Source organism: Sphingomonas trueperi, from assembly GCF_040545965.1.
Lineage (GTDB): Bacteria > Pseudomonadota > Alphaproteobacteria > Sphingomonadales > Sphingomonadaceae > Sphingomonas > Sphingomonas trueperi_C.
This window is the reverse complement of the sequence record NZ_JBEPMV010000001.1, coordinates 758,331-782,983: the sequence shown is the minus strand read 5'-3', so window position 1 is coordinate 782,983 and position 24,653 is coordinate 758,331. Positions and strand designations below refer to the sequence as shown.

Annotated in this window: 20 protein-coding genes; 11 read left to right on the top strand and 9 right to left on the bottom strand. The window is 66.2% G+C overall.

The features are described 5' to 3' along the window. Positions 1-99: 99 nt before the first annotated feature. The 4 genes from ABIC35_RS03675 to ABIC35_RS03660 form a co-directional block, all read right to left on the bottom strand. Positions 100-897 carry a DUF1349 domain-containing protein gene (locus ABIC35_RS03675; RefSeq protein ID WP_121071773.1) on the bottom strand — a complete coding sequence of 266 codons (798 nt, stop codon included), beginning with the start codon at positions 895-897 and terminating at the stop codon, positions 100-102. A gap of 82 nt (positions 898-979) precedes the next feature. Then, complete coding sequence (locus tag ABIC35_RS03670) at positions 980-1,762, bottom strand: DUF1206 domain-containing protein (protein WP_121071772.1); 783 nt, start codon at positions 1,760-1,762, stop codon at positions 980-982. A gap of 362 nt (positions 1,763-2,124) precedes the next feature. Next, complete coding sequence (locus tag ABIC35_RS03665; RefSeq protein ID WP_121071771.1) at positions 2,125-2,544, bottom strand: hypothetical protein; 420 nt, start codon at positions 2,542-2,544, stop codon at positions 2,125-2,127. A 73-nt stretch (positions 2,545-2,617) separates the two neighbouring features. Next, entirely contained in the window at positions 2,618-6,625 is a 4,008-nt protein-coding gene (locus ABIC35_RS03660) for a GAF domain-containing protein (protein WP_121071770.1), read from the bottom strand. 66 nt (positions 6,626-6,691) lie between these two features. Here ABIC35_RS03660 and ABIC35_RS03655 point away from each other — a divergent pair, with 66 nt between their 5' ends. The 3 genes from ABIC35_RS03655 to ABIC35_RS03645 all read left to right on the top strand — a co-directional run bounded on the left by ABIC35_RS03655 (position 6,692) and on the right by ABIC35_RS03645 (position 8,722). Continuing rightward, complete coding sequence (locus tag ABIC35_RS03655) at positions 6,692-6,949, top strand: hypothetical protein (RefSeq protein WP_147425798.1); 258 nt, start codon at positions 6,692-6,694, stop codon at positions 6,947-6,949. A gap of 237 nt (positions 6,950-7,186) precedes the next feature. Further along, positions 7,187-7,852 carry an HAD family hydrolase gene (locus ABIC35_RS03650; RefSeq protein WP_121071769.1) on the top strand — a complete coding sequence of 222 codons (666 nt, stop codon included), beginning with the start codon at positions 7,187-7,189 and terminating at the stop codon, positions 7,850-7,852. 39 nt (positions 7,853-7,891) lie between these two features. After that, a complete protein-coding gene (locus ABIC35_RS03645; protein WP_121071768.1) occupies positions 7,892-8,722 on the top strand; it encodes a SirB1 family protein in 831 nt (276 codons plus the stop codon). 57 nt (positions 8,723-8,779) lie between these two features. Here ABIC35_RS03645 and ABIC35_RS03640 read toward each other — a convergent pair whose 3' ends face one another. Continuing rightward, positions 8,780-9,664, bottom strand: coding sequence for a LysR family transcriptional regulator (locus ABIC35_RS03640; RefSeq protein ID WP_121071767.1), 885 nt, complete (start codon positions 9,662-9,664; stop codon positions 8,780-8,782). Positions 9,665-9,753: 89 nt separating this feature from the next. Between ABIC35_RS03640 and ABIC35_RS03635 the strand changes: the two genes are divergently transcribed. Together ABIC35_RS03635 and ABIC35_RS03630 are read left to right on the top strand one after the other, a co-directional pair. Then, positions 9,754-10,662, top strand: a complete 909-nt coding sequence (locus ABIC35_RS03635; protein ID WP_354278301.1) for an NmrA family NAD(P)-binding protein — start codon at positions 9,754-9,756, stop codon at positions 10,660-10,662. A gap of 28 nt (positions 10,663-10,690) precedes the next feature. Continuing rightward, complete coding sequence (locus tag ABIC35_RS03630; RefSeq protein WP_121071766.1) at positions 10,691-11,839, top strand: epoxide hydrolase family protein; 1,149 nt, start codon at positions 10,691-10,693, stop codon at positions 11,837-11,839. Positions 11,840-11,931: 92 nt separating this feature from the next. Here the strand turns inward: ABIC35_RS03630 and ABIC35_RS03625 are convergent, their stop codons facing one another. The 4 genes from ABIC35_RS03625 to ABIC35_RS03615 all read right to left on the bottom strand — a co-directional run bounded on the left by ABIC35_RS03625 (position 11,932) and on the right by ABIC35_RS03615 (position 15,739). After that, entirely contained in the window at positions 11,932-13,053 is a 1,122-nt protein-coding gene (locus tag ABIC35_RS03625) for an extracellular catalytic domain type 1 short-chain-length polyhydroxyalkanoate depolymerase (protein WP_121071765.1), read from the bottom strand. A 159-nt stretch (positions 13,054-13,212) separates the two neighbouring features. Next, the gene (locus ABIC35_RS21695) at positions 13,213-13,314 is read right to left on the bottom strand and encodes a hypothetical protein (RefSeq protein ID WP_436286770.1); all 102 of its coding nucleotides are present in this window, start codon (positions 13,312-13,314) and stop codon (positions 13,213-13,215) included. A gap of 419 nt (positions 13,315-13,733) precedes the next feature. Beyond that, on the bottom strand, positions 13,734-15,047 hold the full coding sequence (locus tag ABIC35_RS03620) for a dipeptidase (protein ID WP_121071764.1): 1,314 nt from the start codon (positions 15,045-15,047) through the stop codon (positions 13,734-13,736). Continuing rightward, entirely contained in the window at positions 15,044-15,739 is a 696-nt protein-coding gene (locus tag ABIC35_RS03615) for a helix-turn-helix domain-containing protein (protein WP_436286766.1), read from the bottom strand. The genes ABIC35_RS03620 and ABIC35_RS03615 overlap by 4 nt, the downstream gene beginning before the upstream one ends. Positions 15,740-15,887: 148 nt before the next feature. Between ABIC35_RS03615 and ABIC35_RS03610 the strand changes: the two genes are divergently transcribed. The 6 genes from ABIC35_RS03610 to ABIC35_RS03585 all read left to right on the top strand — a co-directional run bounded on the left by ABIC35_RS03610 (position 15,888) and on the right by ABIC35_RS03585 (position 24,652). Then, positions 15,888-17,837 carry a serine hydrolase domain-containing protein gene (locus ABIC35_RS03610; protein ID WP_354278300.1) on the top strand — a complete coding sequence of 650 codons (1,950 nt, stop codon included), beginning with the start codon at positions 15,888-15,890 and terminating at the stop codon, positions 17,835-17,837. Continuing rightward, positions 17,837-18,826 (top strand): dipeptide epimerase, encoded by a 990-nt coding sequence (locus tag ABIC35_RS03605; protein ID WP_121071761.1) that lies wholly within the window; start codon positions 17,837-17,839, stop codon positions 18,824-18,826. Before ABIC35_RS03610 ends, ABIC35_RS03605 begins: the two co-directional genes overlap by 1 nt. Beyond that, entirely contained in the window at positions 18,823-20,091 is a 1,269-nt protein-coding gene (locus ABIC35_RS03600; protein ID WP_121071760.1) for a peptide MFS transporter, read from the top strand. The genes ABIC35_RS03605 and ABIC35_RS03600 overlap by 4 nt, the downstream gene beginning before the upstream one ends. Before the next feature lie 72 nt (positions 20,092-20,163). Next, entirely contained in the window at positions 20,164-22,467 is a 2,304-nt protein-coding gene (locus ABIC35_RS03595) for a TonB-dependent receptor (protein ID WP_121071759.1), read from the top strand. A 23-nt stretch (positions 22,468-22,490) separates the two neighbouring features. Further along, complete coding sequence (locus tag ABIC35_RS03590; protein ID WP_121078869.1) at positions 22,491-23,525, top strand: DUF1611 domain-containing protein; 1,035 nt, start codon at positions 22,491-22,493, stop codon at positions 23,523-23,525. After that, on the top strand, positions 23,513-24,652 hold the full coding sequence (locus ABIC35_RS03585; protein ID WP_121071758.1) for a YkvI family membrane protein: 1,140 nt from the start codon (positions 23,513-23,515) through the stop codon (positions 24,650-24,652). The genes ABIC35_RS03590 and ABIC35_RS03585 overlap by 13 nt, the downstream gene beginning before the upstream one ends. The last annotated feature ends 1 nt before the right edge of the window (position 24,653 follow it).

Here is a 24,653-nt window from a genome sequence, read left to right as displayed (position 1 = left end):
GCCAGCATCGCCCCCACGCCGCGTCAACACACGCGTCGCGAGCGGCCAAGGATCGCGATGGCTGACGGAGCGATGAGGATAATCAACAACGCTCCAGAATCACGTTCCCTGCCAATAATCCTTCAGCGACTTCGCCTCGTAGCGGATGTCGCTGAACCGTGCGGCGTAGTGATCACCGTCGGGCGACTGACTCACGAAACCTACCTCTACCGTCGCGGAACGAGAAAGCGGGAAGTCCCGAAGGATCTGCCACCGGCTGCCGTCCTCGGAGGCGTAGAGCATCACCGATCCGCCAACACGCACGATCTTGAGCCATACAGCGGCTGCGCTGGCAGGAAGTCGCATGTGGTACGCATTGTCGCTCACAGGCGCCGCCACGCTCGAACTGACGGCATGCGTCGTATCGTTCAGTCGCTCGAAAAGCACTTTCGCCCATCGATCGGTTGAGGTCGCGATAATCAGTGCGCCCCCTTCATACTTCCCGTTCTCGGGCCGCGCCACGCGCGCTGAGAAGATGAAGTCCCCTTGGGGCGTGAAGGTTACTCGCGGCGCACTGTCCTTTGGCGGCGCGTCGGCCGGCGCAAAAAGGTCGCTGCCTTTGGGTGCCACCAAGGTGAGACTATCTTCGGAGACAAGTACGTCGTCGGCTCGGCCGACGAGCGTCAACGCGAAGGGCAGTGTTCGCAGCCGCTTCGGCAAAATGCCAGGAGATGGCGTCCCGATCCTCCCCGGCACCGCGCCGGAAACGGGCATGCCCATGGCGCTGTTAGCGGCGCTCGTGGGCTGCGGAGAAAGTTGGCGAACAGCATGTGCTTGGGATGCGGCACTGACCAGCAGCGGCATCATGCTCGATAGCAAGGCTGCCTTCCATGCGAAGCTTCTAAAAGCCGTGTGCATTGAACGTTCTTATCCCCCCCCGGTGCGCAGCAGAGCATGTCTGCTTTAGGAACCACGCACAAGTGCTGACCGGAGCGAACATTTAGATCTTGGCCCGCTGCATCAGACGCTCGACGGGCACCGCATGCAGAACCCTGTAGCGCGCCTCGACCAGACCGAAGACACCAAAGGCCAACAGGCCCGCTGCCACCAAGATATCAAATGGGCTGTCGAGCCAGGTCAGCGCCTGCGCCGTTCCGCCAGCTTCGCTCGCCTGCTCGTCCAAACCTGCTAGCAGAAGGAAGAATCCGGAGATCGCAAAGACGCAGCCTCGGGCGGCATAGCCCGCGCGTCCGCTCCACTGCACCCAGGGCCGACACGCAATGCTCCGTTCCAGATGTCGCAGGAATGTGGCCCTCGCGGCATTGACCAGTTGGATGATGCCGATCGCGAGAAGGATCACGCCGCCGGCGATCACAAGCGCGCCGCCGGCGGGCAGGTGCAATGCCGTGCGGGCGCCCTCCTGCGTGCCATCGCCCGCCGACGCCACGCCCTGGATCAGGCGGATGGCCTGCCAGGAGAGGAGAAGGTGCACGATGCCACTTGCCGCTGCGCCGATGCGCTGCATCACGCCCTTTCGATCAGAGCCATGGCGTTCGATATCGAACGCAGCATCGCTCAGTCGCCAGAGGCTGTAGGCGAGCAGACCGGCCGTCATCACGATCAGCAGCAGCTTACCACCACCTTCCCCTAGGTACTGCAGCGCGCCGCTGGGGTCCTCTGCTCGCCCCGTCATGATGACGAGCAACGCGATCACGATGTACAGAAGCCCGCGCACTGCAAATCCCAGTCGGGTCAATTTCGTCAGCCGCGCGTTCACTTCCATTGTACCTATCTCCCTCACATCCCAGCAACGCCGCCTCCAATGGCCCGTTCCGCGGACAGGTCGAAATCAACTGACGCATTAACGACGCGGGCCTGGTGCGAGATCTGGCTGGCTGGAGCGCGCTGACGCGCTAACCGCCATCGCTGTTGATGTTTCACACGGCGGTGCGATTGCCTGCCAGGGCGAGCACGGTGTTTATACCTACCGCCGCGCTCAGGAAGCTGCCACGGAATGCCGGTACCGCCGATGCTCGCATGGTTCAGAGTTGGTTAGCTGCCTGCTGCAGGCGAGCCGCGCTGATGTCTAGCTGAGCGCGGCCGCCTTGCCGCCTTCCCATCGCTTTGCCTGTCTGACGCGCGCCTTTAGTCAGGCTGCCGCTCCGCCGGAAACGGGTCCAGCAGGCCCATCGACCGCGCGACGGCATTCTGCAGCGCCTCTACGACCTGAAACGCGGCATAGGGCCAGATGAACGCCGGTTGCAGGCCTGCCCCCGCGTTTTGCCAAGGCGCGTTCTCTACCAGGAGATGCGGGATATTCCGCTGCGCCAGCCAAGGCGGCAGCGGGGCTTCTGGGGTGCCGAGCCAGTCGGCGGCGAAAATGATAGCCGCAGGCGCAAACGGTGAGGCATCGAGCCAGGCTCGCAGTTCTGCTTCATCCGCGAAGGGGCCGTCCGTCTGCAGCCCGAACATTGAGAACGCCTGCGCCAGATAGGATGCGCAAAAGCTCTGCTGGGTGGCCAGCAAGATGGTAGCGTTCTGGAAAAATGGTTGGGGCGCCCACATGCTCGCCTCCTTCCTGTCTTCACCAGAACATCCGCCTCGATCGTTCGATCCAAACGATAGTGTTGATCTACATCTACGCCGGTGTTGCGCTTAAATTGCTTGGCAGCTGGGCCAGGCTGGACGCGAGTTCATCCTTCCGGAACGGCTTGATCAGCCGGGGCAGGTCGGGATCAACCCCCTCTGCCTCGGCATAACCTGATACGAGCAGCACAGGCACGTCGGGCCGCGCCGCCTGGACCATGCGCGCCAGATCGGTTCCAGTGATGCCAGGCATCAAATGGTCCGTCAGGAGCAGGTCGAACGTCACACCTTTCTCGAGCATGCGCATCGCTTCCTCACCGGAAGCGGCCTCGACGACGGCATAGCCCATTTCGGTGAGCATGTCGGCGGTGCTCATCCGCACCAGTTCCTCATCGTCGACCAGCAGCGCGACCCCGCGCACCATGGGAACAAGGCTGTGATCGCCCGACTGCTCCGACGCCTGCGGTATCTTCGCGCTCTGCGGTAGCCAAAGCTCGATGGTCGTGCCGCGGTCAGGCTCGCTCTGGATCGTCAGCGCGCCGCCGAGCTGGGAGGCGAGGCCATGTACCATGGACAGGCCGAGCCCAGTTCCCTTGCCCACGCCCTTGGTCGAGAAGAACGGCTCGATAGCGCGCGCCAGCGTCGCCTCGTCCATGCCCGCGCCCGTATCCGCCACCGAAAGCTTGACGTAGGTACCGAGCTTCAACCCCGAACGGTGCCCGCGACCGACCTTCTCCACCGCGGCTGAGATTCGCAGCACGCCGCCCTTGGGCATGGCATCCCGCGCGTTTACCGCAAGGTTCAGCAGCGCCATCTCGAGTTGGTTCGGATCTGCCTTGGCGGCGGGCAGATCGTCGGCGACCTGCAGCACGACCTCGATCTGCGGTCCGCTCGTGCTCGAGACCAAATCGCCCATGCCATGGACGAGCTTGGCGACGTCGACCGCGACAGGCTGCAACGGCTGGCGCCGCGCGAAGGCGAGCAGCCGCTGGACGAGCGTCTTGGCGCGTTCTGCCGACTGTACCGCCCCCGCAATCAGGCGCTGCTCACGCTCGTTCCCGATACCCCGGCGTTGCAGCATGTCGAGCGAGCCGACGATCGGCGTCAGCAGGTTGTTGAAGTCGTGCGCGACGCCGCCGGTCAGCTGACCCATCGCTTCCATCTTCTGGCTCTGGCGCAGTGCCTCCTCGGCTTCCGCCAGCCGCTGCTGCTCGGCGATTCGCTCGGTGACGTCGTACGCGAACTGGTAGGCACCGATCTGCACGCCATTGGCGTCCTTCAGCAGGTTGTGCTTCATCTCGTAGAAGCGGCGGTCCCGGCTCGGATCACCGAACTCGGCGACTTCCGTGAACTCTTCCCCTGCTAGCGCGCGCTCCCATACAGGTTGCAAGGCCGCCTGATGCTCTGGTCTGCCCGCAAGAACATCGAGCATCGAATCGCCAACCTTGGGCCGAACGCCATAGATGCGCTCGAACTCGTCGGTGGCGGCCCGGTTGATCGCGAGCCAGCGATAATCGTGGTCGACCACCTGCACGAACGCGTCGGTGCCCTCGACGAGGTCCGCAAGCAGCTTCCTTTCGGCCAGCGCCTCGGCGACGCGTCGTTCGAGCGTCTCGTTCAGCTCGCGAAGCCGATCCTCGGCAGCAGCGCGCTCAATCGCGGTCTTTACCCGCTGACCGATTTCGCGGAACAGTTCCTCTTCTGCCGGAGACCAGCTGCGCGGCGTGGGGCTCTGCATCGCCAGCACGCTCACCCACTGCTCGTCCTCGAACAACACCACGTCGAGATAGGCGCCGACCTGCCGCGCAAGCAGCCCGGCGCGCGCATCGTCACCAAGTCTCGGATCGGTACGGACATCGTCGATCCGAACAACCGGGCTCTCGTGATAGGCACGCAGCAGCGGTTCGCCGAACGCCGCCAGCTCATGTTCCCCCACGATCGAGTCGACGCCCCGCGTATAATCGCGTTCCACCTTCATCAGGCTTCCGAAAAATTCCGCGTAGAAGACCCGGCTGAGGCCATATTGCTCCGCAATCTGCTGCGCGGCCGCGGAGGCGATTTCCACCGGCGACTTCAGCGTGCGCAGCATGTCCGACAGCGAGAGCAGGAACGTCTGGCGCGCCTGGCTCTCTCGCAGTTCGGCCTGGGCGGTCACCCGCTCGATCCCGTCGGCGGCCTGACGGGCGAGTACGTCGAACAGCTTAAGGTCGCGTTCCGAAGGGGTATGCGGGCGCTTCCAGTGCGTCGACAGCATGCCAAGCGGCTTGCCCGACCGCGACAGAAGCGGTGTCGTCTGCACCGCGCGAATCCCCGACCAGCGATAGGATTGCAGGTCGCCGCTTTCCGCGGCCAGACCGCTGTCCTCCACGTCGTGCACGATCACGCGCTGTCCCGACATCAACGCGAGGCCGCACGTGCTGCCCGAGGTTGCGCGGACGGTCTGCCAATAAGCGGCCGAGCGGGAGTCGTAGCCGCGGTGCGCCAGCAGATCGAGGTCGCCGGACGGGTTCAGCATCTGGATGCTGGCGTGTTCCGATCCCATCAGGTCGGTGGCGGCAGTGAGAATCGCGTCGTAAACCGATTGCGGCGATTCATCGCGGATCAGGCGGGTGCTGACCTCTTGCAGGCGCCCCAGGGCAGCGACTTCGGCCGCGAGCGCTGCCTGGGTCCGGCCGCGCTCGATGATGTCGGCCGCCTGGCGGGCGAGCTGCACGGTAATCGCTTCGTCGTTCTCGTCGAACTCCGATCCGTCTTCCTTGTCCGACAGCTGGATGAGGCCAAGATTGCGGCCGTCGCGCCCGACGAGCGGCACCGCCAGCCAGCCGCGCATCGGCGGGTGCTCCTCGGCATGGGCACCGAAGGCGCGCCACCGCGGATGGCGTTCGAGTTCGGCCTGGGTGAGCCGTACCGGGCGATTGGTCTCGCAGACCAGCGCATAGATGCCCGAGCCGTCCGCCGGTGTGGCGTACCCGCGCCATTCGGCATATTTCTCGCTCAGATCGAGATAGGGAATGACCTGCGACCAATCGTCGTCCTGGGTCAGACTGACGACCGCCTGATGCGCGCCGACAATCGTGCGCGCGGCGCGGGTGATTTCGTCGAGCGTCGCCTCCAGCGTCGGCGCACGCGCTACCGCATAGGCCGTCTCGGCAAGCTCCTGGAGCTGTTCGGAACGGCGACGCAGTCGCGCTTCCGCCGCGTGCTCGGCCGTGCGATCGCGAAAGATCTTCAGATATCCGCCGCCCGGCTGGTCGAGCCGCATCGTGAGCCCGGACCCCCAGAACCGGCTGCCGTCCTTGCGTACGTGCCAGCGTTCGTTGAGCGACCGGCCATCGGCCTGGGCGCGGTTCAGCTCATGGTCGGGTGCGCCGGCGAGGCGGTCCTCGGGCGTGAAGATGGCCGCACCTGACTTGCCGAGAATGTCTTCCTCGTCGAAGCCGGTGATGCGCTGGGCACCGGTGTTCCAGCTCGTGACATGGCCATGCTCATCGACGGTGGCGATCGCGACGTCCTCGGCGCCTTCGACGATCTGCCGATAGCGCCCCTCGCTTTCACGCACGCGCTGCTCCGCCGCGACATGCTGTGTCGTCTCTACCGCGATCACGAGCACGCCCGCCGGCCGACCATCTTCTCCCGGTACCGCAGAATAATCGAGGTTCATGAAGACCTGCTCCGGCGTGCCGTGCGGGTGCGGCCACGATGCCTGGTCCCGATAGGCGAGGCGGCCGCCCGCCAGCCCAGCTCGCAGGACGTGATCATTGAGGTCGGCGATTTCCGGCCAGCCTTCCCGGACCTCGGTTCCGAGCAGGGCAGGGTGCCGTCCCCCGGCGAGTACGGCATAGGCATCGTTGTAGAGCATGACCCCGTTCTCGCCCCACAGCAGCGCCATGGGGACGGGGGACAGGAGGATGACCCCTAGGGTCGTCTTGAGGCTTTCGGGCCAGCGCTCGATCGGCCCGATCGCCGTGCGCGACCAATCGTGCCGAGCTACGAGGCGGCCAAGCGCACCATCGGACCTGGGCAGGCTGTCGATGAAGCTCTCCGCCCGCGCTTGTGCCACGATCGATCGTCCCCTTGCTCAGTTGGATGAATGAAACCGTGGCGACCTCAGCGAGGCGCCGGTCCCGTGCTGGAGAACCCCTCGATGCGCGGTTGGTTCAGCATGGATGCGGTGCGATGCCTGTCGCTCGGCCTGTCCTTAGAGGATGGCTTGCCTCCCGGCCAGCCGATGTTCGCCACGCTAGCGGAGCCCGTCGTTCAAGGAAACGATGATTTAGATCAACTGATTGCAATCCTTGAAATTTCTTGTTGCGCGCCGATATCCTCGGCCTTGTTCAACAACAGAAAGGAGGTGGTCGAATGTCTCATTGTCACACGCCGCTGAAGGCAGATTCCGTGGGCATGGCGAACCTCGTCGAGGCTTGCCGCCTCTGACCTCCCGCCTTCCGTGGCAGGCAATGGAAGGGCCGCTCCAGCGATGGGGCGGCCCTTCGTGTTTTGCGCGGCCGGCACGCGGCCAATGCCGTGCTCGTTTGCGGGAACCTTGGCCGAGCCGATGCGCTCGGTTCGTCTGGCACGGCGATCACCGCATCGCTGGCCCTATTTCTGGCGCAGGTGACTCATGCCGATCAAAGCCGTTCTGTTCGATATCGACGGCACCCTTGTGGATAGCAACGACTTCCATGTCGCCGCGTGGGAAGAGGCGTTCGCGACGATCGGCGCGCGCTTCGAGGCGCACGTGATCCACGACCAGATTGGCAAGGGCACCGACATGCTGGTCCCCGCGCTGCTCCCGGATCTCGATGAGGCTGGCCAGGAAAAGCTCGGCGAGACCCATGGCGCGATCTTCAAGGCCAAGTTCCTGGATCGGGTCGAGCCTTTCGCCGATGCTCACGAAATCCTCGCGCGGGTCCATGCCGACGGGCTGCGCGTCGTGCTCGCCTCATCCGCCTCCACGGCTGAGCTCGAGCATTATCTCGGGTTGCTCGATGCGCACGCTCTCGTTTCCGAGACGACCAGCGCGGACGATGTGGAGCGGACCAAGCCGGCGCCGGACATCTTCGCGACTGCGCTCGAAAAGGTCGCACCCCTTGCGCCCGACGAGGTGCTTGTCGTCGGGGATACGCCCTACGACGTCGAAGCAGCCCGCAAGTGCGGCATCGCCGCGATCGGCCTGCGATCGGGCGGATTTGCCGACGACGCGTTGCTCGCAGCGGGCGCAGTGGCGCTGTATGACGACGTGGCGCACCTGCTGCGCGAGGTTGCGCAGTCGTTGATCGCTCGCTGATCCGGCGGGGGCTCCGAACCCAATCTTGCAAGGAGGAAGATGATCTTGGCCACCTCTGCGTCCACCGACACGATCCTCCAGCTCGGCCTTATGGAAGACGAGGCGATTGAATTGGACGCGGCTGCGCTCCAGCTGGCGGCACTCGATCACCCCGAAACCGATCTTGCCCCTTATGTGACCGAGCTCAACGACTTCACCGAACGCTTGGCAGCGGCAGGCGCGGATGCCGAGACGGTAGAGGAACGTGCCCAGGCGCTCGCCCGTGTGATGGCGGGGACCTTCGGGTTCAGCGGCGATCGGAGCCGGTATGACGATCCGGCCAACGCCGATCTTCTCCGCGTCATCGATCGCCGGCGCGGGCTGCCGGTGAGCCTCGCCATCCTCTACGCCGCCGCCGCGCGGCGGCTCGGCTGGCGGGTGGACCCGCTGAATACACCCGGCCACGTGCTCGCCCGCGTCGGCTCGGAAACGGACGCCGTGCTGATCGACCCGTTCAACGACGGACGGGTGGTTGCGGCGGACGAACTGGCCGCGCTGCTGCGAGGCGTTCTGGGGCCGGCGAGGGTCCCCACGATCGAACACGTCACGCCCATGTCGAACCGATTGGTTCTGGTGCGGCTGCTGATGAACCAGGCCAGCAGGGCGGAAGCTGCGGGCGACACCGCCCGAGCATCGACGCTGTACGAACGCATGACCGTGATCGCACCGGCCCATGGCCAGGGCTGGTGGGAGCGAGCCCGCCTGCTGTTGCACGCGGGCGATGTGAGCGGCGCCCGTTCCAGCCTCAGCGCGATGCTGGAAATCACTCGAGATCCGGCGCTTCGCACGCATATCTGTTCGGCGCTGGACTCGCTCAGCGGGCGCGATTGATCCTGTCCCGAAACACCCGCATTGGATCCCCGGCCGGGCTCCCCGCGTCGTGGATCGCTAGCTGCGCCACGAGCCGAGGTCGGCAATCAGTGCGTCGATGAACACCCGCACCTTCGCTGACAAACTGCGGTGACTTGGGTAGACTGCATGAAGCACGGTCTGATCCCCCGAAGCCCCCGGCCATAGCCGGATCAGCCGACCGTCGGCGATGTGCGGCGCGGCAAGAAAGTCCGGGAGTTTGGCAATCCCGGCGTCGTCCAGGACGATCGGGAGGAGGGCAGCGGAATCGGAGATGGCGACGGACGGCGTCAACTCGATGCAGCCGGGCTCGTCTGCAACGTCATCCCGATACGACATCGGCCGTTCGCTGTATCCGATCAGCGTGTGCGCGGCGAGATCCGCAACGCCTGCCGGACTGCCATGTGCCGCCAGATAGCCTGGGCTCGCGCACAGCCATGACTCCGAGACGAGGAGCCGCCGCGCGATGAGATCGCTGTCCACCAGCGGTCCTACGCGGATCAGCAGGTCCGCTGCTTCGGCCGGCATGTCGACAAACCGGTTTTCCACCGCCAGCACGACACAGACCTGAGGGTAGGCCGCCATGAACTTGGGCAGCATGGGGGCGACGAGCGCGGTTGCGACCGTATAGGGCAGGCTTACCCGCAAGGTGCCGGCCGGGATCCCTCCCAGACCATCCATCGCGGTGGTCGCCTCCTCGACATCGGCGAGGATGCGCAGCGCATGCGGCCGGAACAGCGTTCCCGCATCGGTCAGGCGCAGGTGGCGCGTCGAGCGGTCGACCAGCAGCGTTCCAAGGTCCCGTTCAAGCCGCGCAAGCGCGCGGCTCACGCCCGACTTTGGCAGCCCAAGCGCACGCGCAGCCGCGGAAACACTCATCAGGTCGGTTATGCGCACGAACGCACGCAGATCGGAAAGATCCATTCCTTGTTCCATTTCAAGCAACGTCCTGTTCCGATCAGGCAGTCTAATCGTCAAGATTTGCAACGACTATCTCCGTCGGCGAGACGCAGATGGAGCAGGCGATGCGCGGAATGGAAAGTTCACCTCTGGTCGTTGTGGCCGGTGCCTCTGGCGACTTGGGCGACAGCATTGTCAATGCCCTGATGGCCAGGAATGTGAAGGTGCGGGCGCTGGTGCGCCGGCCGTCGGACAGGCTGGCGCGCCGCGGCATCGACCAGCTACCCGTTGCGTTCGAAGACAGCGCTGCGCTCACGCGCGCCCTTGGCGGCGCCATTTGCGTCGTGTCCGCGCTCAACGGCACGGCGCCCGTGATCCTGGATGCGCAGGGGCGCCTGCTTGACGCTGCGGTGGCGGCTGGCGTGCCGCGATTCATTCCCACGGACTTCTGCCTGGATTACCGGGCAACCCGCCCGGGCGACAACCGCAACATGGACCTTCGCCGCCAGTTCGCCGCGCGGGTGGATGCTGCGCCGATCCGTGCCACCTCGATCCTCAATGGGCCCTTCGCGGAGCTGTTGAAGGGCGAGGCGCCGATCGTCTTGCATCGCTTTCGACGCGTGCTCTTCTGGGGCGATGCAGACCAGCTGTTCGACTTTACCACCAAGGACGACGTAGCCAGCTTCACCGCGGATACCGCACTCGATTCCGATGCGCCGCGCTACCTGCGGATATCGGGCGATCAGATCAGCTCGCGGGGACTGGCCAAGCTGTTGACCGAGATGGACGGGCGTTGCTGGCGTCTGTTTCGCGCCGGTGGCACCGCTCGTCTGAGCGCGCTCATCACCGTGGCGCGTGCCCTCACCCCCGAAAGCGACGCGCCGTTCCCGGCGTGGCAAGGCATGCAATATCTCCGCGACATGGCGACCGGGCGGGGCAAGCTGCACGACCTCGACAACGGCCGCTACGGCAAGAGGGACTGGACCAGTGCCTCCGCCGTCCTTGCCTCCACGCTCGCATAACCTCGCATTCCATCAGGAGACCGCCACCGTGGCAGACATCGTCACACCATTCCCGATCAGCGTTCCGCAGGCGGCGCTGACGGACCTCGCCGATCGCCTCGCCCTGACCCGCTGGCCCGACAGCGGCACCGTGCGCGACGGTAGCCAAGGCCCGGCCTTGGATGCCATTCGTCACTTGGTCGCACGTTGGCAGGATGGCTATGACTGGCGTGCGGCCGAAGCCCGGATCAATGGGTGGGGGAGCAGTCGGACCAGGATCGATGGCCTGGGCATCCACTTCCTTCACATTCGTTCGCCGGAACCCGACGCGGTGCCGCTCTTGCTCGCCCATGGCTGGCCCGGGTCGATCCTTGAGTTTCGCGAGATGATTGGTCCGCTGACCGATCCCGCCGCGTACGGCGGAGCGGCGCAGCGCGCCTTCCATCTCGTCATCCCCTCGATGCCGGGGTTCGGCTTCTCGGACAAGCCCACCGAGCCCGCCTGGAATGTCGGCCGCGTCGCGTGCGCCTATGCCGAACTGATGCGCAGGCTGGGCTATGGCGATCGCTGGGTTGCGCAGGGCGGCGACTGGGGAGCGGCCGTCGTCACCGTACTGGCGCATATGCAGGCCCCGGGTCTTCAGGGCATCCACCTCAACATGGTCCTGTTTCAACCCACGCAGGCGGAAATCGCGGAGGCAACGCCGGAGGAGCGAGCGATGCTTGCCGGCATGCAGCGGTACGATCGAGAGCAGTCGGGCTATATGAAGCTCCAGAACACGCGGCCGCAGTCGGTTGGCTTCGCCCTGGCCGATTCGCCCGTGGGCCTGGCCGCCTGGATCTATGCACTCTTCCAGGACGTCACCGAAAGTGGCGGCAAGCCCGAGCATGTGATCCCGCTCGATCACATGCTCGACGATATCATGATGTACTGGCTTCCCAACGCTGGCACGAGTTCGGCGCGGTTCTACTGGGAGAATGCTCAGGCTGCGGGTGGCCTTCCGGGCGAGCCGATCGCGCTGCCGGCGGGGGTCAGCATCTTCCCAGGCGAGGCGGTGCGGCTGTCCCGGCGCTGGGTGGAGCGGCGATTCACGGATTTGCGCCACTTTGGTCAGCCCTCGCGGGGCGGTCACTTCGCCGCTATGGAGAACCCGGAGGCCTTGCTGGCCGATGTGCGCGCGACCTTCGCAACGATTTAACCCGCGTTGGATCGCGCAGTCGCTACGTCGCTTCTCGATCGCAGACTTCGCCGTCGGCGGGTCAGGGCTGGCAGGACTCGAAAGGACTGACGCTATTTCAATAGACCGCCGGCGCGCAGCGCGTCGTTGATGATTTTGCCTATGTCGATTTTAGCCGCGGGCTGCGGCTCCGGGTGAAGTCGTCGCGCCCGCGTAACACGGCGCGCAACGCCGGCCGCGGTAGCCGCCGAACCCGTATCTTGGACGTGCGCGGCCGCCTCCGGCTGCGCAATGGTGCTTGCGGTCAGCCCCCAGAACGCAGCGATCCGCTGCGACGACGAGATTGCCACGTCGAGCATGTGCGGGCCTGCAGCGCCGAGGGCGTTGGTGCCCTTGGTGTCGAGCGGGGTGCCGTGGCCCATCCCGGTGATGTCGTACGCCTCCACCACGATGTGCCCCTCGGCATCGCGCCAGGCGCGGTGCGGGTAGCCATCGACAACATCGGTCGTGGACGGACTCCCGGAAATGTCATGAAGCGGCAGCCATTGCTCGACAATGGCGTCAGCATTGTCCGGGTTCACCGTGGTGTCGCCGCTGCCGTGCCAGACCGACACCTTGGGCCACGGCCCGGCATGATCCGACGCGCGCCGGACGAGCGCGGCCAGCGCATCGGGCCGCGTTTTGCCGCGCGCGCGCATCGCGCCAAACGCCTCCTGCACGTTGGACGCGCAGCCATAAGGCAAGCCGGCGATAATCGCACCGCCCGCAAACGTCTCCGGGTAGGTCGCGAGCATTACCGACGCCATCGCGCCGCCTGCCGACAGGCCGGTTACGAAGATGCTGCCGCGGTCGATGCCGTGCGCGACGACGACGGCCTCGATCATCTGATGAATCGACAGTGCCTCGCCCTTGCCACGCTCGATGTCGCCCGGCTCAAACCAGTTGAAGCAGAGATTGGCGTTGTTGGTGCGGTGCTGCTCCGGGTAGAGGAGCACGAAACCATGTCGATCGGCCAGTCGCGACCAGCCCGATCCGTGATCATAGCCCGCCGCAGTCTGCGTGCAGCCGTGCAATACGACGACAAGCGAAGGGCGGTCCGCCAGTCGCTCCGGCACATGGATGCGGGCGCGCAAGGCGCCCGGATTGCTGCCGAACCCGCCGAGGTCGGTGAGCCTGTCTGCCGAGGTCGTTCCGCCGGTGGTGCTGGCGATCATGCCGAGGATGGAAGTGCGCATATCTCGGCTCCTGCGCAACATCTACCCGATGGGCAGAATCATGTTGCACTGCGGCATATGGTGACGCCTACGCCAGCGGCAAGCCTGACATTCGTATTTCGCCAGGCTGCGAGCGGCGCGAAAATTCACAATCGCTACAAGCCTGTAGCGCCGCCGCACCTACAGCCCGGACGGCGTTACTCCCTTCGCTTGGGCCTCTACGGTCCGCAATACGGTGAGCAGCTCAGGCGCGCTGATATCCTCGATCGGCCGAGTGCCGATCAGCGGGTTGGCGAAACCGATCAGCTACCGCGTTTGCCGTCATGTCGATAGTCCGGCCGCCAGTACCGAGCACCGCAGGCTGAACGAGGAGGTATATGCCGTGCCTGTCCTGAGTCTTGAAGGCTTTGTCCCGCGGTTACATTCGGCGGACGGCCGCGTCGGTGAGCATGACGGTCTCTTCACCCCGACTTGCGTGGATCAGATACCGTAAAAACCACGCAAATCTGCGTATTTTTGAACGTTGATAGAACGGTACGGAGAGATGGATGGTGCCGGGGACGGAGTCGAACGCGGAAAAAAATCGTAATTAAATCAAGGGTTTGTGCAAGGTGGCGCCAGCCTAGATACCGTGCGATATACCGTCATCGCAAACGGTGGTCGGTATGATTCCGTGACCTACCTACGATTTACGACAATTGTCAGCTATCGTCCCGAGAAAGAAGCTGCGCGATCTGCTGAGAAGTAAGCCCTTCGGGCTTATTGGGTTGCGAATACAAGTCAGCAGAACTGATGCCGTTCAATTGAGTTCTGACACGTTCCGCAGACTCCATCACGCGCAGGACGTTCGCGCCGGCCAATTTGGCGATATCCGCATCGTTCCAGCCGCGGCGCATAAGCTCGGCAAGTAACGCCGGATAGGTGGACACATCACCGAGCCCCTGCGGCAGTGTCTCGCCCACGCCGTCGAAGTCTGAGCCCAAGCCGACATGGTCGACCCCGGCCACCTTCGCGATGTGCTCGACATGGTCCGCCACCTGCGCCAGCGTCACGGTCGGTGCGGGATGGCCGGCTAGCCAGACGGCATAATCCGCCGCCGCCTTGTCGGGTTGGCCGATGTCGATCCCGTCATAGGGCGGGGAATTGAGGCGCGCCTTTTCGGCGAGCGCATCCGCTGACCAGCGGCGATAAGCTTCGGAGACATAGGCCGGCGCATAGTTGACCATCACCACGCCGCCATTCTGCGCGACCAGCTTCAGCACTGCGTCCGATACGTTGCGCGGATGGTCGTCGATCGCGCGGGCGCTCGAATGCGAGAAGATCACCGGCGCCCGCGTCACCGCCAGCGCGTCGCGCATCGTCTTCTCGCTGACGTGCGACAGGTCGACGAGCATGCCGAGACGGTTGAGTTCCAGCACCACCTTGCGGCCGAAATCGGTGAGCCCATCATGCTTGGGATCATCGGTCGCGGAATCCGCCCATTCGATCGCCCGCGAATGCGTCAGCGTCAGATAGCCCGCGCCCAGCGCCGCATAGGTGCGGAGCACGGACAGGCTGCCGTCGATCTGGCCGCCGCCTTCCACCCCGATCAGGCAGGCGATGCGTCCCGCGGCATGGATGCGGCGCACGTCCGCGGCGGTGCGCGCCAGCGCGAATACGTCGGGATAACGATCCGCGAGCGATCGCACGAGATCGATCTGCTCGAGCGTCTGCTCGACCTGCTCCTTGCCCGGAAGCGCGGGCGACACCCAGACCGACCAGAATTGCCCGCCGACCATGCCGCGGCGCAGCCGGACAACGTCCGTATCATAGGCGGGCTTGCTGGCCGCGAGATCGCGCAGGTCGCTCGTCCACCGCGCGTCGCCCTGCCGCTCGCGCAACACTTCGGGCCAGTCATTATGGCCGTCGATCAGCGGCGTGGTGCGGAGGATGCGCGCCACCCGCGCCGGTTCGTTCTGGGCGAAGGCCGGCGTGGCGGCCGCCACCGCGAAGGCGAGGAGCAACGCCGCCTTCACCGCGGGCCGCTGCTGCCGTTGGTCGGCGCGGTCGACCGGCTCCGCTTCTCGGAACCGCCTTCCTGCTGCCCGTGGTGCAGGTGCAACAGCGATTCCATCAGTTCCTCCTCCGCGCTCGACATCACCGCCAGCACTTCGGCCTCTTCGCAGCCAGTGGCGGCGAGATAGGCGTGGCCCATGCTCGAATCGATATAGATGGCCTGTCCCGGCTCGAGGATCACCGAATCGTAGAATTCGGTCTGCACCTCCACGCGCCCGCTGAGCACGTACAGAAACTCCTCGCCGGAGTGGCGCACCTGCTCGCCGAACTGTTCGGCCGAGCGTGCGCGGATCTTGGTGATTACGGGGATCATCCGCTTCCGGCGCAATTCGGTGCAGAGATAATAATAGTCATAGTTCGGTGTCTCGACACGGACGGCATGCGCGACATCGCCGAGACTGCGGCGCGCGGTGACCGGTTGGACCGACGACGTCTCCTCCTGGCTCTCGGCGAACAGGTCGGTCATCCGCATGCCCAGCCGCTGCGCCAGCGCCTGGAGCTTGTCATAGGTGAGGGTGAGGCGATCGTGCTCGATCTTCGACAGGGTCGAGACGGGAATACCCGACTTCGCGCTCATTTCCTTGAGCGTCCAGCCTTCTCGCGCGCGAAGCCCCTTAAGGAGCGTTCCCAGCGTCGCGGTTGATGTCGGCAAGGCGGCAGTCTCCATAGGCCGTTGACGATTGGCCTAATCAGGATAAAACTGTCCTGATCAGGATGCTGATATACAGTATCGAAGCGAAGGGGTCTCGGCAATGGGGACGGTCGTTCGAACTCTGAGATTGCTCGGTGTGGTCGCCGCAATGTCCATCGGCCTCGCCGCACCGGCGCAGGAGCCCAAGCCTGCGAAGCCGCCGATCGTGCCAAACGCCGTCGGGCAGGTCGCGCCGCCCGCCGGGCGGGGGGCGCATGCGCTGACGGGAGAGGACGTCACCGCCTGGCTGGACGGCTATATGCCCTATGCGCTGCATAGCGGCGACATCGCCGGCGCGGTGGTAACGGTGGTGCGGGACGGGCAGGTGATCGCGGCGCGCGGCTATGGCTTCGCCGATATCGCCAAGCGCTTGCCCGTGGATCCGGCCCGGACGCTGTTCCGCCCCGGTTCGGTCTCGAAGCTCGTCACCTGGACGGCGGTGATGCAGCAGGTGGAGGCGGGGAAGATCGACCTCGACGCCGACGTGAACCGCTATCTCGATTTCCGCATCCCCGCCTATCAGGGCAAGCCGATCACGATGCGCCAGATCCTGACGCACACAGCGGGTTTCGAAGAGGCGAACAAGAAGCTGATCACCTATGATCCGGCGGATGTGGAGCCGATCGGCGCCTATCTGAAACGCCATGTGCCGGCCCGGGTCTATGCCCCCGGCACGACACCGGCCTATTCGAACTGGGCCAGCACCTTGGCCGGATACATCGTCGAGCGCGTCTCCGGCATGCGGTTCGACGACTATGTCGAGCAGCGGATTTTCCGCCCGCTCGACATGCGCACCGCGAGTTTCCGCCAGCCGCTGCCGGCGCAGCTGCGGCCGCTGGCGTCCGAGGGCTATCCGGTCGCGTCGGAGGCGGCCAAGCCGTTCGAGATCGTCGTGCCTGCCCCTGCCGGCGCCTTGTCGGCCTCGGGGCTGGACATGGCCAAGTTCATGATCGCGCATCTGGAGCAGGGACGCGGTATCCTGCGGCCGGAGACGGCCGCGCTGATGCACGCCAGCCCGCTGGGCAAGATCGATCCGCGCGCGCTGATCCCGCCGCTCAACCGGATGGAGCTCGGCTTCTTCGACACCGATATCAACGGCCGCAAGGTCATCGCGCATCTGGGCGATACCAACCAGATGCACACCTCGCTGCACCTGTTCCTGGCGGAGCGGACCGGGCTGTACGTGTCCTTCAACTCCGCCGGGCGCGACGGCGCCGCGCACGTCATCCGCGGCCAGCTGTTCCAGGATTTCGCCGATCGCTATTTCCCCGCCACGATCCGTGACGGCCGCGTCGATGCAGCGACCGCCGCGCAGCATGCGCAGGCGATGGCGGGGCAGTGGCAGGTCAGCCGCGGCTCCTTTACCAACTTCGTCGACATCCTCAATCTGTTCGGCCAGGCCGAAGTGACCACCGATGCGAAGGGCCGGCTGGTCATCCCGTCGGTCAAGGGCGCGAACGGTGTGCCGATCACCTGGGTCGAGATCGCACCATTTGTGTGGCGCGATGTCGCGGGGCATGACCGGCTGGCGGCGCAACTGGTGAACGGCAAGCCGGTCCGCTGGAGCTTCGACCTCGTCTCCCCCTTCATGGTCTGGAATCGGGTGCCGGCCTATCGTTCCGCCGCGTGGCTGGTGCCGGCCATCTATGCGAGTATCGCCGTGCTGCTGCTGACGGTGCTCGCCTGGCCCGCCGGCTGGTGGCTCCGCCGCCGTACCCAGGCTGCGTCGACGCTCGGCGGATGGTCGCTGCGGGTGGCGCGTGCCGCCCGGATCATGGCGCTGGCCGATCTGCTGATGCTCGTCTGCTGGTTCTGGCTGATCTCGGTCCTGTTCGGCGACGTCGCGCCGGCCGACGCGGTGCTGGTGCTCGCGCAGATCGCCAGCGCCGTCGTGTTCGTCGGTGCGGTGGGGATCAGCGGCTGGAACCTGTGGCTCGCCTTCCGCGACGGGCGGCGCTGGACGCGCAAGCTCTGGGCAGTGCTGGTGCTGCTCGCGACGCTGGTGCTGCTGTGGATGGCATGGGCCTTCCATCTCCTCGCGATCACGGTGCACTACTGATGCTGCGGTTGACCACCGAAACCGTCTCGCTGCGGCTGGCGCAGCCGTTCCGCATCGCGGGCTATGTGTTCGACGTGGCCGAGGTGCTGCTCGTCACGCTCGACGACGGCACGCATCGCGGGCGGGGCGAGGGGGCGGGCGCCTATTATCTCGGCGACGATCTGCCGCACATGCTTGCCGATATCGAGGCGGCACGTCCGGCCATCGAGGCGGGCCCGACGCGGGAGGCCCTGCGCGCGCTGATGCCCGCAGGCGGCGCGCGCAACGCCGTGGATGCGGCGCTGTGGGAGCTGGAGGCCCGGCGCACGGGCCAGCCGATATGGCGGCTGGCCGGGCTCGACGCGCCGCCGAAGCCGATCGTCACGACCTTCACCGTCAGCGCCGACACGCCCGAAGCGATGGCGGCAGCGGCCCGCGGCTATGCGCAGGCGCGGTCGATCAAGGTCAAGCTGACCGGCGACCTGGCGCTCGACCTGGCGCGGGTCGCCGCGATCCGGGCGGCGCGGCCCGACGTCTGGCTCGGCGTTGACGGCAATCAGGGGTTCCGTCGCGATGCGCTCGACGCGCTGGTGGCAGGACTGGTGCCGCACCGCGTTTCGCTGCTGGAGCAGCCGCTCGCCCGTGGGGCGGAGGCGGATCTCGACGGCTATCGCTCCGCCATCCCGCTGGCTGGCGACGAGAGCCTGTTGACGCTGGCCGATGTGGCTGGCGCCAGCGGACGGTTCGATGTCGTCAACATCAAGCTCGACAAATGCGGCGGCCTTACCGAGGGGCTGTTGATGGCGGCTGAGGCGCGGCGGCGGGGGCTGGGCGTGATGGTCGGCACGATGATCGCCTCGAGCCTCGCGACTGCGCCGGGCTTCGTCCTCGGGCAGATCGCCGATCTGGTCGATCTGGACGGCCCGATCTTCCTTGCCGAGGACCGGGCGCCGAGCGTCGTCTACGAAAACGGCACGCTGTTCGCCGGCGCCGAGGTGTGGGGCGGATGACCACCGAGGGCGCCGCTGCCCCCAGCTGGTTCGGTCAGCCGCGCGGGCTGACGGTCTTGTTCCTGACCAACATGTGGGAGCAATTCTCCTATTACGGCATGCGCGCGCTGCTGGTCTATTACATGACCAAGCAGCTGCTCTTCTCGCAGGGCAAGGCGTCGCTGATCTACGGCGCCTACACCGCCTGCGCCTATTTCACGCCGATTCTGGGCGGTGTGATCGCGGATCGCCTGCTCGGCAAGCGGCGCGCGATCCTGCTGGGCGGCTCGATCATGGCGCTCGGCCATTTCATGATGGCGTTCGAGCCGCTCTTCTATGCCGCGCTGATCACCATCGCGCTGGGCAACGGCCTGTTCCTGCCGAGCCTGCCGAGCCAGATCGACGATCTCTACGCGCCCGGCGACCCCCGCGTGGGCTGGGCGTACAATGTCTATTATCTCGGCGTGAACATCGGCGGGTTCCTCGCCCCCCTGATCTGCGGGACGCTCGGCGAGTGGCTGGGCTGGCACTATGGCTTTGGCGCGGCGGGCGTGGGGATGGTGGTCGGGCTCGGCATCTATCTTTGGGGCCAGCGCTATCTGCCGACACCGGTGCCCACGCTGCGGACCGAGACGCCGCAGCCCGGCGGCCGTTTCCCGCGCGACGTGGTGCTGCTGCTGGTCGCGGTGGCGTTGTGCGTCACGGTGTTTCGCGCCGCCTATGAACAGGCCGGCAACACGGTAGCGCTCTGGGCCGACATCGGCGTCGATCGCCACGCCGGAGGTGCGATGATCCCGATGACGTGGTTCCAGTCGCTCAATCCGCTGTTCGTAATGGCGATGACGCCGTTTCTGCTGGTGCTTTGGCGCCGCCGGGCGGAGCGGGGCGGTGTCGATCGCCCGGTGCGGCGGATGGCCGTGGGCGCGCTGCTGGTTGCTACTGCCTTTCTGATGCTCGCCGCGCTGGCGGCCATGGGGGGACGAGCGCACTGGTTTTGGCTCGCCCTCTTCTTCGCGCTGCTGACCTTTGGCGAGCTGCACATTCTGCCGACCGGCTTGGGCCTGTTTGCCCGCCTGGCGCCAGCGGGCCTCGGCGCGACCACCGTCGCAGCCTGGTACCTCGCCACCTTCGGCGGCAGCCTTGCCGCGGGGCTGGTGGGGACCTTGTGGACGCACCTCGGCCATGGTGCCTTTTTCGTGCTGCTGGCAGCCCTGGCTGCCCTGGCTGCGCTGCTGCTCGCGATGATCGATCCCGCATCGCGCAGGGTCGCTGTAACAAAAACATAGCAGAAGCAGGTTGACTATTCTCTGATCAGGACATTAGCATCCTGATCAGCAAATTACATTGGGAGAGCTGCCATGAGGAGCATCCGTCGAACCGCAACGGCTACCAGTGTCGTGGCGCTTCTCGCGGCCGGCGCGGCTGCAGCGCAGTCGCTTCCCGAAGCGCGGCAGGACGGGGGCGCGGCCGCTGCCGACGAGATTATCGTGACGGCGCAGAAGCGCGAGCAGACGCTGTCGCAGGTGCCGCAATCGATGTCGGTGCTGGGCGGAGAGGCGCTGGAGCAGCGTCAGGCGCGCAGCATCGCCGATTATGCCGCGCTGGTGCCCGGGCTCTCGTTCGAATCCGGCAATCCCGGCGAGACTCGCGTCGTGCTGCGCGGCATCAATGCGGGCGGGGCCAGTCCGACCGTTGCCGTCTATCTGGACGATACCCCCTTCGGTTCGAGCACCAGCCAGACCAACGGCGCGACGCTTGCCGGCGACTTCGACACGTTTGACGTCGAGCGGCTGGAGGTGCTGCGCGGGCCGCAGGGCACGCTGTACGGTGCAAACTCGCTGGGCGGTGTCGTCAAATATGTCACCGTCGCACCAAAACTGGGCGAATGGCAGGCGCGCGGGCAGGCGGGCATCGAGACGGTGAAGGGCGGCGATATCGGCTATTCGGGCAATGCCGTGCTCAATGTACCGCTCGGCGACAAGATGGCATTGCGCGCGAGCGGCTTCTACCGTCGGACCGGCGGCTATATCGACGCGATCGGCATGCCCGGCGACAACATCAACCGGGCCGACAGCTATGGCGGCCGCGCGTCGCTGCTCGTCCAGCCGACCGATCGCCTGTCGCTGCGGCTGACTGCGGTGCTGCAGAATATCGATGTCGAGGGGCGCAACGCCTTCGATGCAGATCCGGCGACGCTCCAGCCCATTACCACCGACCCGTTCACTGGCGCGCCCACGGGCGGCGGCGAGGTTCGCTACCAGCTGTTTCCCGACCAGAACCGCGTCCGCTATCGCCTTTACACCGGCACGCTCAGCTATGACTTCGGCGTCGCGACGCTTACTTCGATTACGAGCTACAGCCGCCAGGTGGCAACCGACCGCAGCGACGTCTCGTATAACGATGTGGGCGACGGCCTGACGCTGGCGCAGCTTGCGTCGGCGGGCGTGTTCGGCCTGTCGCCGGACGCCTATGGGATCTATTATCCCAACCGGTCGACGCAAAAGAAATTCACCCAGGAAGTGCGGCTCGCATCCAATGGCACGGGGCGGGTGGACTGGCTCGTCGGCGGCTATTTCACGCGCGAGCCCGGGCAGCTCTATCAGCGTTACTTCCCCTACGACAATGCAACGGGCAGGGCCGTGACGCCGGTCCCGCCGATCCCCGGCTTTTCCGATCTCGCGCTCGCGCAGCTGGATTCGGTGTACAAGGAATATGCCGGGTTCGGCAGCGCGACGGTGCATTTCGGCGACCGGTTCGATCTCACCCTGGGCGGTCGCTACAGCCATAACGACCAGCGTACGACGCAATTGCTCGACGGCATCCTGTTCGGCGGCCGATCGGAAAGCCGCGTCGAATCGTCCGAAGGCGTGTTCACCTGGTCCGCCGCGCCGCGGTTCGAGTTCGCGCCGCACAGCGAACTCTATGCGCGCGTCGCCAAGGGCTACCGTCCCGGCGGGCCCAATGTCGTGCCGCCGGGTGCTCCCGCCGACTACCCCACCAAAACGGATGCCGACACGCTGATGAGCTATGAGGCGGGCATCCGCGCGGAGACCGCAGACCGCAGCTTCGGCATCGATCTCTCGGCCTATTATCTCGATTGGGACAAGACGCTGATCGTTGCCACCTTCCAGTCCGACGCCGGTCCGATCACCGCCGACGCCAATGGTCGCGGCGCACGGGTGCACGGCTTCGAGGCGACCGCGACGCTGCGGCCGATCCGCGGCTTCACCGTGACGGCGACGGCCGCCTATAATCACTCGCGGCTGCGCGGGGATACCGCCAATGGCGGGTTGGACGGCGACCAGCTGCCATTCGCGCCGCGGTGGAACGCCAATGTCTCGGCGGAATATCGCTGGGACTGGGGCGATGCGAAACCTTATGTCGGCGCGGATCTTTCGACGGTCAGCGATCGGCCGGGCAATTTCGACGCGGCCTACCGGGACGTCTATGGCCGGCGGTTGACGTTCGATGGCTACAGCACCGCCAGCCTTCGCGCGGGGGCGACACTGGGGCGCTTCGACCTTTCCGTCTATGCCCGCAACCTCGGCAATGCGCGCGGGCTCGTCGCCGCCGGCACGTACCGGACGCGGCCCAATGGGGGCATCGAGGTAAGCCCGATCCAGCCGCGCACGATCGGCGCGACGCTGGGGCTGAGTTTTTGACGATGGATCTTGCCAGGAGCGCGATGTCCGGGCCGCCCGCGTCTGCGGTGCACGTCCTGGAAGCGCCGTATCTACTGTTCCTGGGGGACGCCGTGGAGCCGGGCTTCGCCAAGACCGCGCTTGGGCTTCGCGACTGGGCCGGCGACAAATGTCTGGCCGAATACGCCTTGCCCGATGCGACGGTGACCACCGGCCTGCCGCGGATGTCGCCAGCGGCGGCGGTGGCGGGCGGGGCACGCTCGATGGTCATCGGGGTGGCCAACCAGGGCGGCGTCGTCCCGGAGTCCTGGCTGCCGGCGCTGCTCGACGCAGTGGCGGCGGGGCTGGATATCATCGCGGGGCTCCATACCCGGCTGGCGGAGATCGCGCCGCTGCGCGAGGCAGCGGCGCGGGCGGGGGTTCGGCTGATCGACGTGCGGGTGCCGCCGGCGGGCCTGCCGATCGCCAGCGGTCTCAAGCGTACAGGGCGCCGCCTGCTGACCGTTGGCACCGATTGTGCGCTCGGCAAGAAATACGCGGCGCTGGCGATCGCGCGCGGCTTGCAGGCGCGGGGCATGGACGCGCGCTTCCGTGCGAGCGGGCAGACCGGCATCATGATCGCGGGAGAGGGCATCGCTATCGACGCGGTGGTTGCGGACTTCGCGACCGGCGCGGCGGAGCTGTTGAGTCCGAATGCGCCCCCGCAGCATCTGGATGTGATCGAAGGCCAGGGCTCGCTGTTTCATCCCGCCTATGCGGCGGTGTCGCTCGCGCTGCTGCACGGCAGCCAGCCCGATCTTTTCGTCGTTTGCCACCAGCCGGGGCGTTCGCAGATTCTGGGAACGCCAGGCTATGCGGTCCCGTCAATCGAGGCGGTGATCGCGCAGACGATCGCCTTGGGGCAGCTGACCAATCCGGCGATCCGGTGCGCGGGCATCAGCCTCAACACGGCGGGGATGGGCGCGGACGAGGCGGCGGAGGAAATCGCGCGGACGTCCAAGCGGCTGGGGCTTCCCGCCGCCGATCCGATCCGCGGCGGCGAGCCGTTCCAGCGCCTGCTCGATGCATGCGCGGCCTGAACGCCACCGCTGCCGACCGTCTCCGGCGGTTCGTGCTGCCGGGACTGGCGTTCAAGGCCGTAGTCATCGGCGGCGGCTATGCGACAGGGCGCGAGCTCGCCGAATTCTTCCTGCCCGCCGGGCCCTGGGGCGGGGTGCTCGCGATGCTGCTGGCGACCCTGATCTGGAGCGTCGTCGCCGCGGCGACCTTCCGCCTTGCCCATGCGATCGGCGCGCACGACTATCGCACCTTCTTCCAGGCGCTGCTCGGGCGTGGATGGGTGGCGTTCGAGGCTGCCTATGCGTTGTTCATCGTCGTCGTTCTCGCGATCTTCGGAGCGGCTGCGGGGGAGATCGGTGCGGCTGTCCTTGGCGTGCAGCCCCTGGTCGGCACGCTGGCGCTGCTGATCGGAATCGTCGTCTGCGTCGCCTGGGGCAATGCCAGCGTGGAGCGCGTGTTCCTCTGGGTCTCAGTACTGCTTTACGCCACCTACGCTTTGTTCCTGGTGCTTGCGGTGACGAACATCGGGCACCGCATCGAGGCGGCCTTCGCGACGACGGAAGGCCCCGGCGCCGGTTGGGCGCTCGGCGGCGTTACCTATGCGGGCTACAATATCGTCGGCGCGGTGATCGTCCTACCGGTCACGCGCCATATCCGCTCCGGTCGCGACGCGGTGATCGCCGGCGCCATCGCCGGCCCGCTCGCCATGCTGCCGGCCCTGCTTTTCTTCGTCTGCATGACTGCCTTCCTGCCGGAGATCGCCAGTGCGGTGCTCCCGTCGGACTATATGCTGGTGCGGCTCGGCCACCCGCTCTTCCACCTCGGCTTCCAGCTGATGATCTTCGCCGCGCTGCTCGAAAGCGGGACGGGGGCGGTGCACGCGGTGAACGAGCGGATCGCGCGAGCACGTGGCCGTGCCGACCTTTTGCCGGGGACGCGGGCACTGCTCGCGCTGGCATTGCTGGCGCCGTGCATGTTGCTGGCCGAGCGGGTCGGGCTCGTCGGGCTGATCGCGGGCGGGTACCGCCTGCTCGCGGCGCTGCTGATCCTGGTCTACGTCGTGCCCCTGCTGGTCGCGACGCTGCTGCGGCGCGGCGCGGTCGGGCACTTGATCCCGAAAAACCTGCCAGGCGAACCGAGAGGATGAG

Coding starts and splice junctions, on each gene's coding strand:
- ABIC35_RS03675 (WP_121071773.1), bottom strand. CDS start 897: ATGCACACGGCTTTTAGAAGCTTCGCATGGAAGGCAGCCTTGCTATCG.
- ABIC35_RS03670 (WP_121071772.1), bottom strand. CDS start 1,762: ATGGAAGTGAACGCGCGGCTGACGAAATTGACCCGACTGGGATTTGCA.
- ABIC35_RS03665 (WP_121071771.1), bottom strand. CDS start 2,544: ATGTGGGCGCCCCAACCATTTTTCCAGAACGCTACCATCTTGCTGGCC.
- ABIC35_RS03650 (WP_121071769.1), top strand. CDS start 7,187: ATGCCGATCAAAGCCGTTCTGTTCGATATCGACGGCACCCTTGTGGAT.
- ABIC35_RS03645 (WP_121071768.1), top strand. CDS start 7,892: ATGATCTTGGCCACCTCTGCGTCCACCGACACGATCCTCCAGCTCGGC.
- ABIC35_RS03640 (WP_121071767.1), bottom strand. CDS start 9,664: ATGGATCTTTCCGATCTGCGTGCGTTCGTGCGCATAACCGACCTGATG.
- ABIC35_RS03635 (WP_354278301.1), top strand. CDS start 9,754: ATGGAGCAGGCGATGCGCGGAATGGAAAGTTCACCTCTGGTCGTTGTG.
- ABIC35_RS03625 (WP_121071765.1), bottom strand. CDS start 13,053: ATGCGCACTTCCATCCTCGGCATGATCGCCAGCACCACCGGCGGAACG.
- ABIC35_RS03610 (WP_354278300.1), top strand. CDS start 15,888: ATGTCCATCGGCCTCGCCGCACCGGCGCAGGAGCCCAAGCCTGCGAAG.
- ABIC35_RS03605 (WP_121071761.1), top strand. CDS start 17,837: ATGCTGCGGTTGACCACCGAAACCGTCTCGCTGCGGCTGGCGCAGCCG.
- ABIC35_RS03600 (WP_121071760.1), top strand. CDS start 18,823: ATGACCACCGAGGGCGCCGCTGCCCCCAGCTGGTTCGGTCAGCCGCGC.
- ABIC35_RS03595 (WP_121071759.1), top strand. CDS start 20,164: ATGAGGAGCATCCGTCGAACCGCAACGGCTACCAGTGTCGTGGCGCTT.
- ABIC35_RS03590 (WP_121078869.1), top strand. CDS start 22,491: ATGTCCGGGCCGCCCGCGTCTGCGGTGCACGTCCTGGAAGCGCCGTAT.
- ABIC35_RS03585 (WP_121071758.1), top strand. CDS start 23,513: ATGCGCGGCCTGAACGCCACCGCTGCCGACCGTCTCCGGCGGTTCGTG.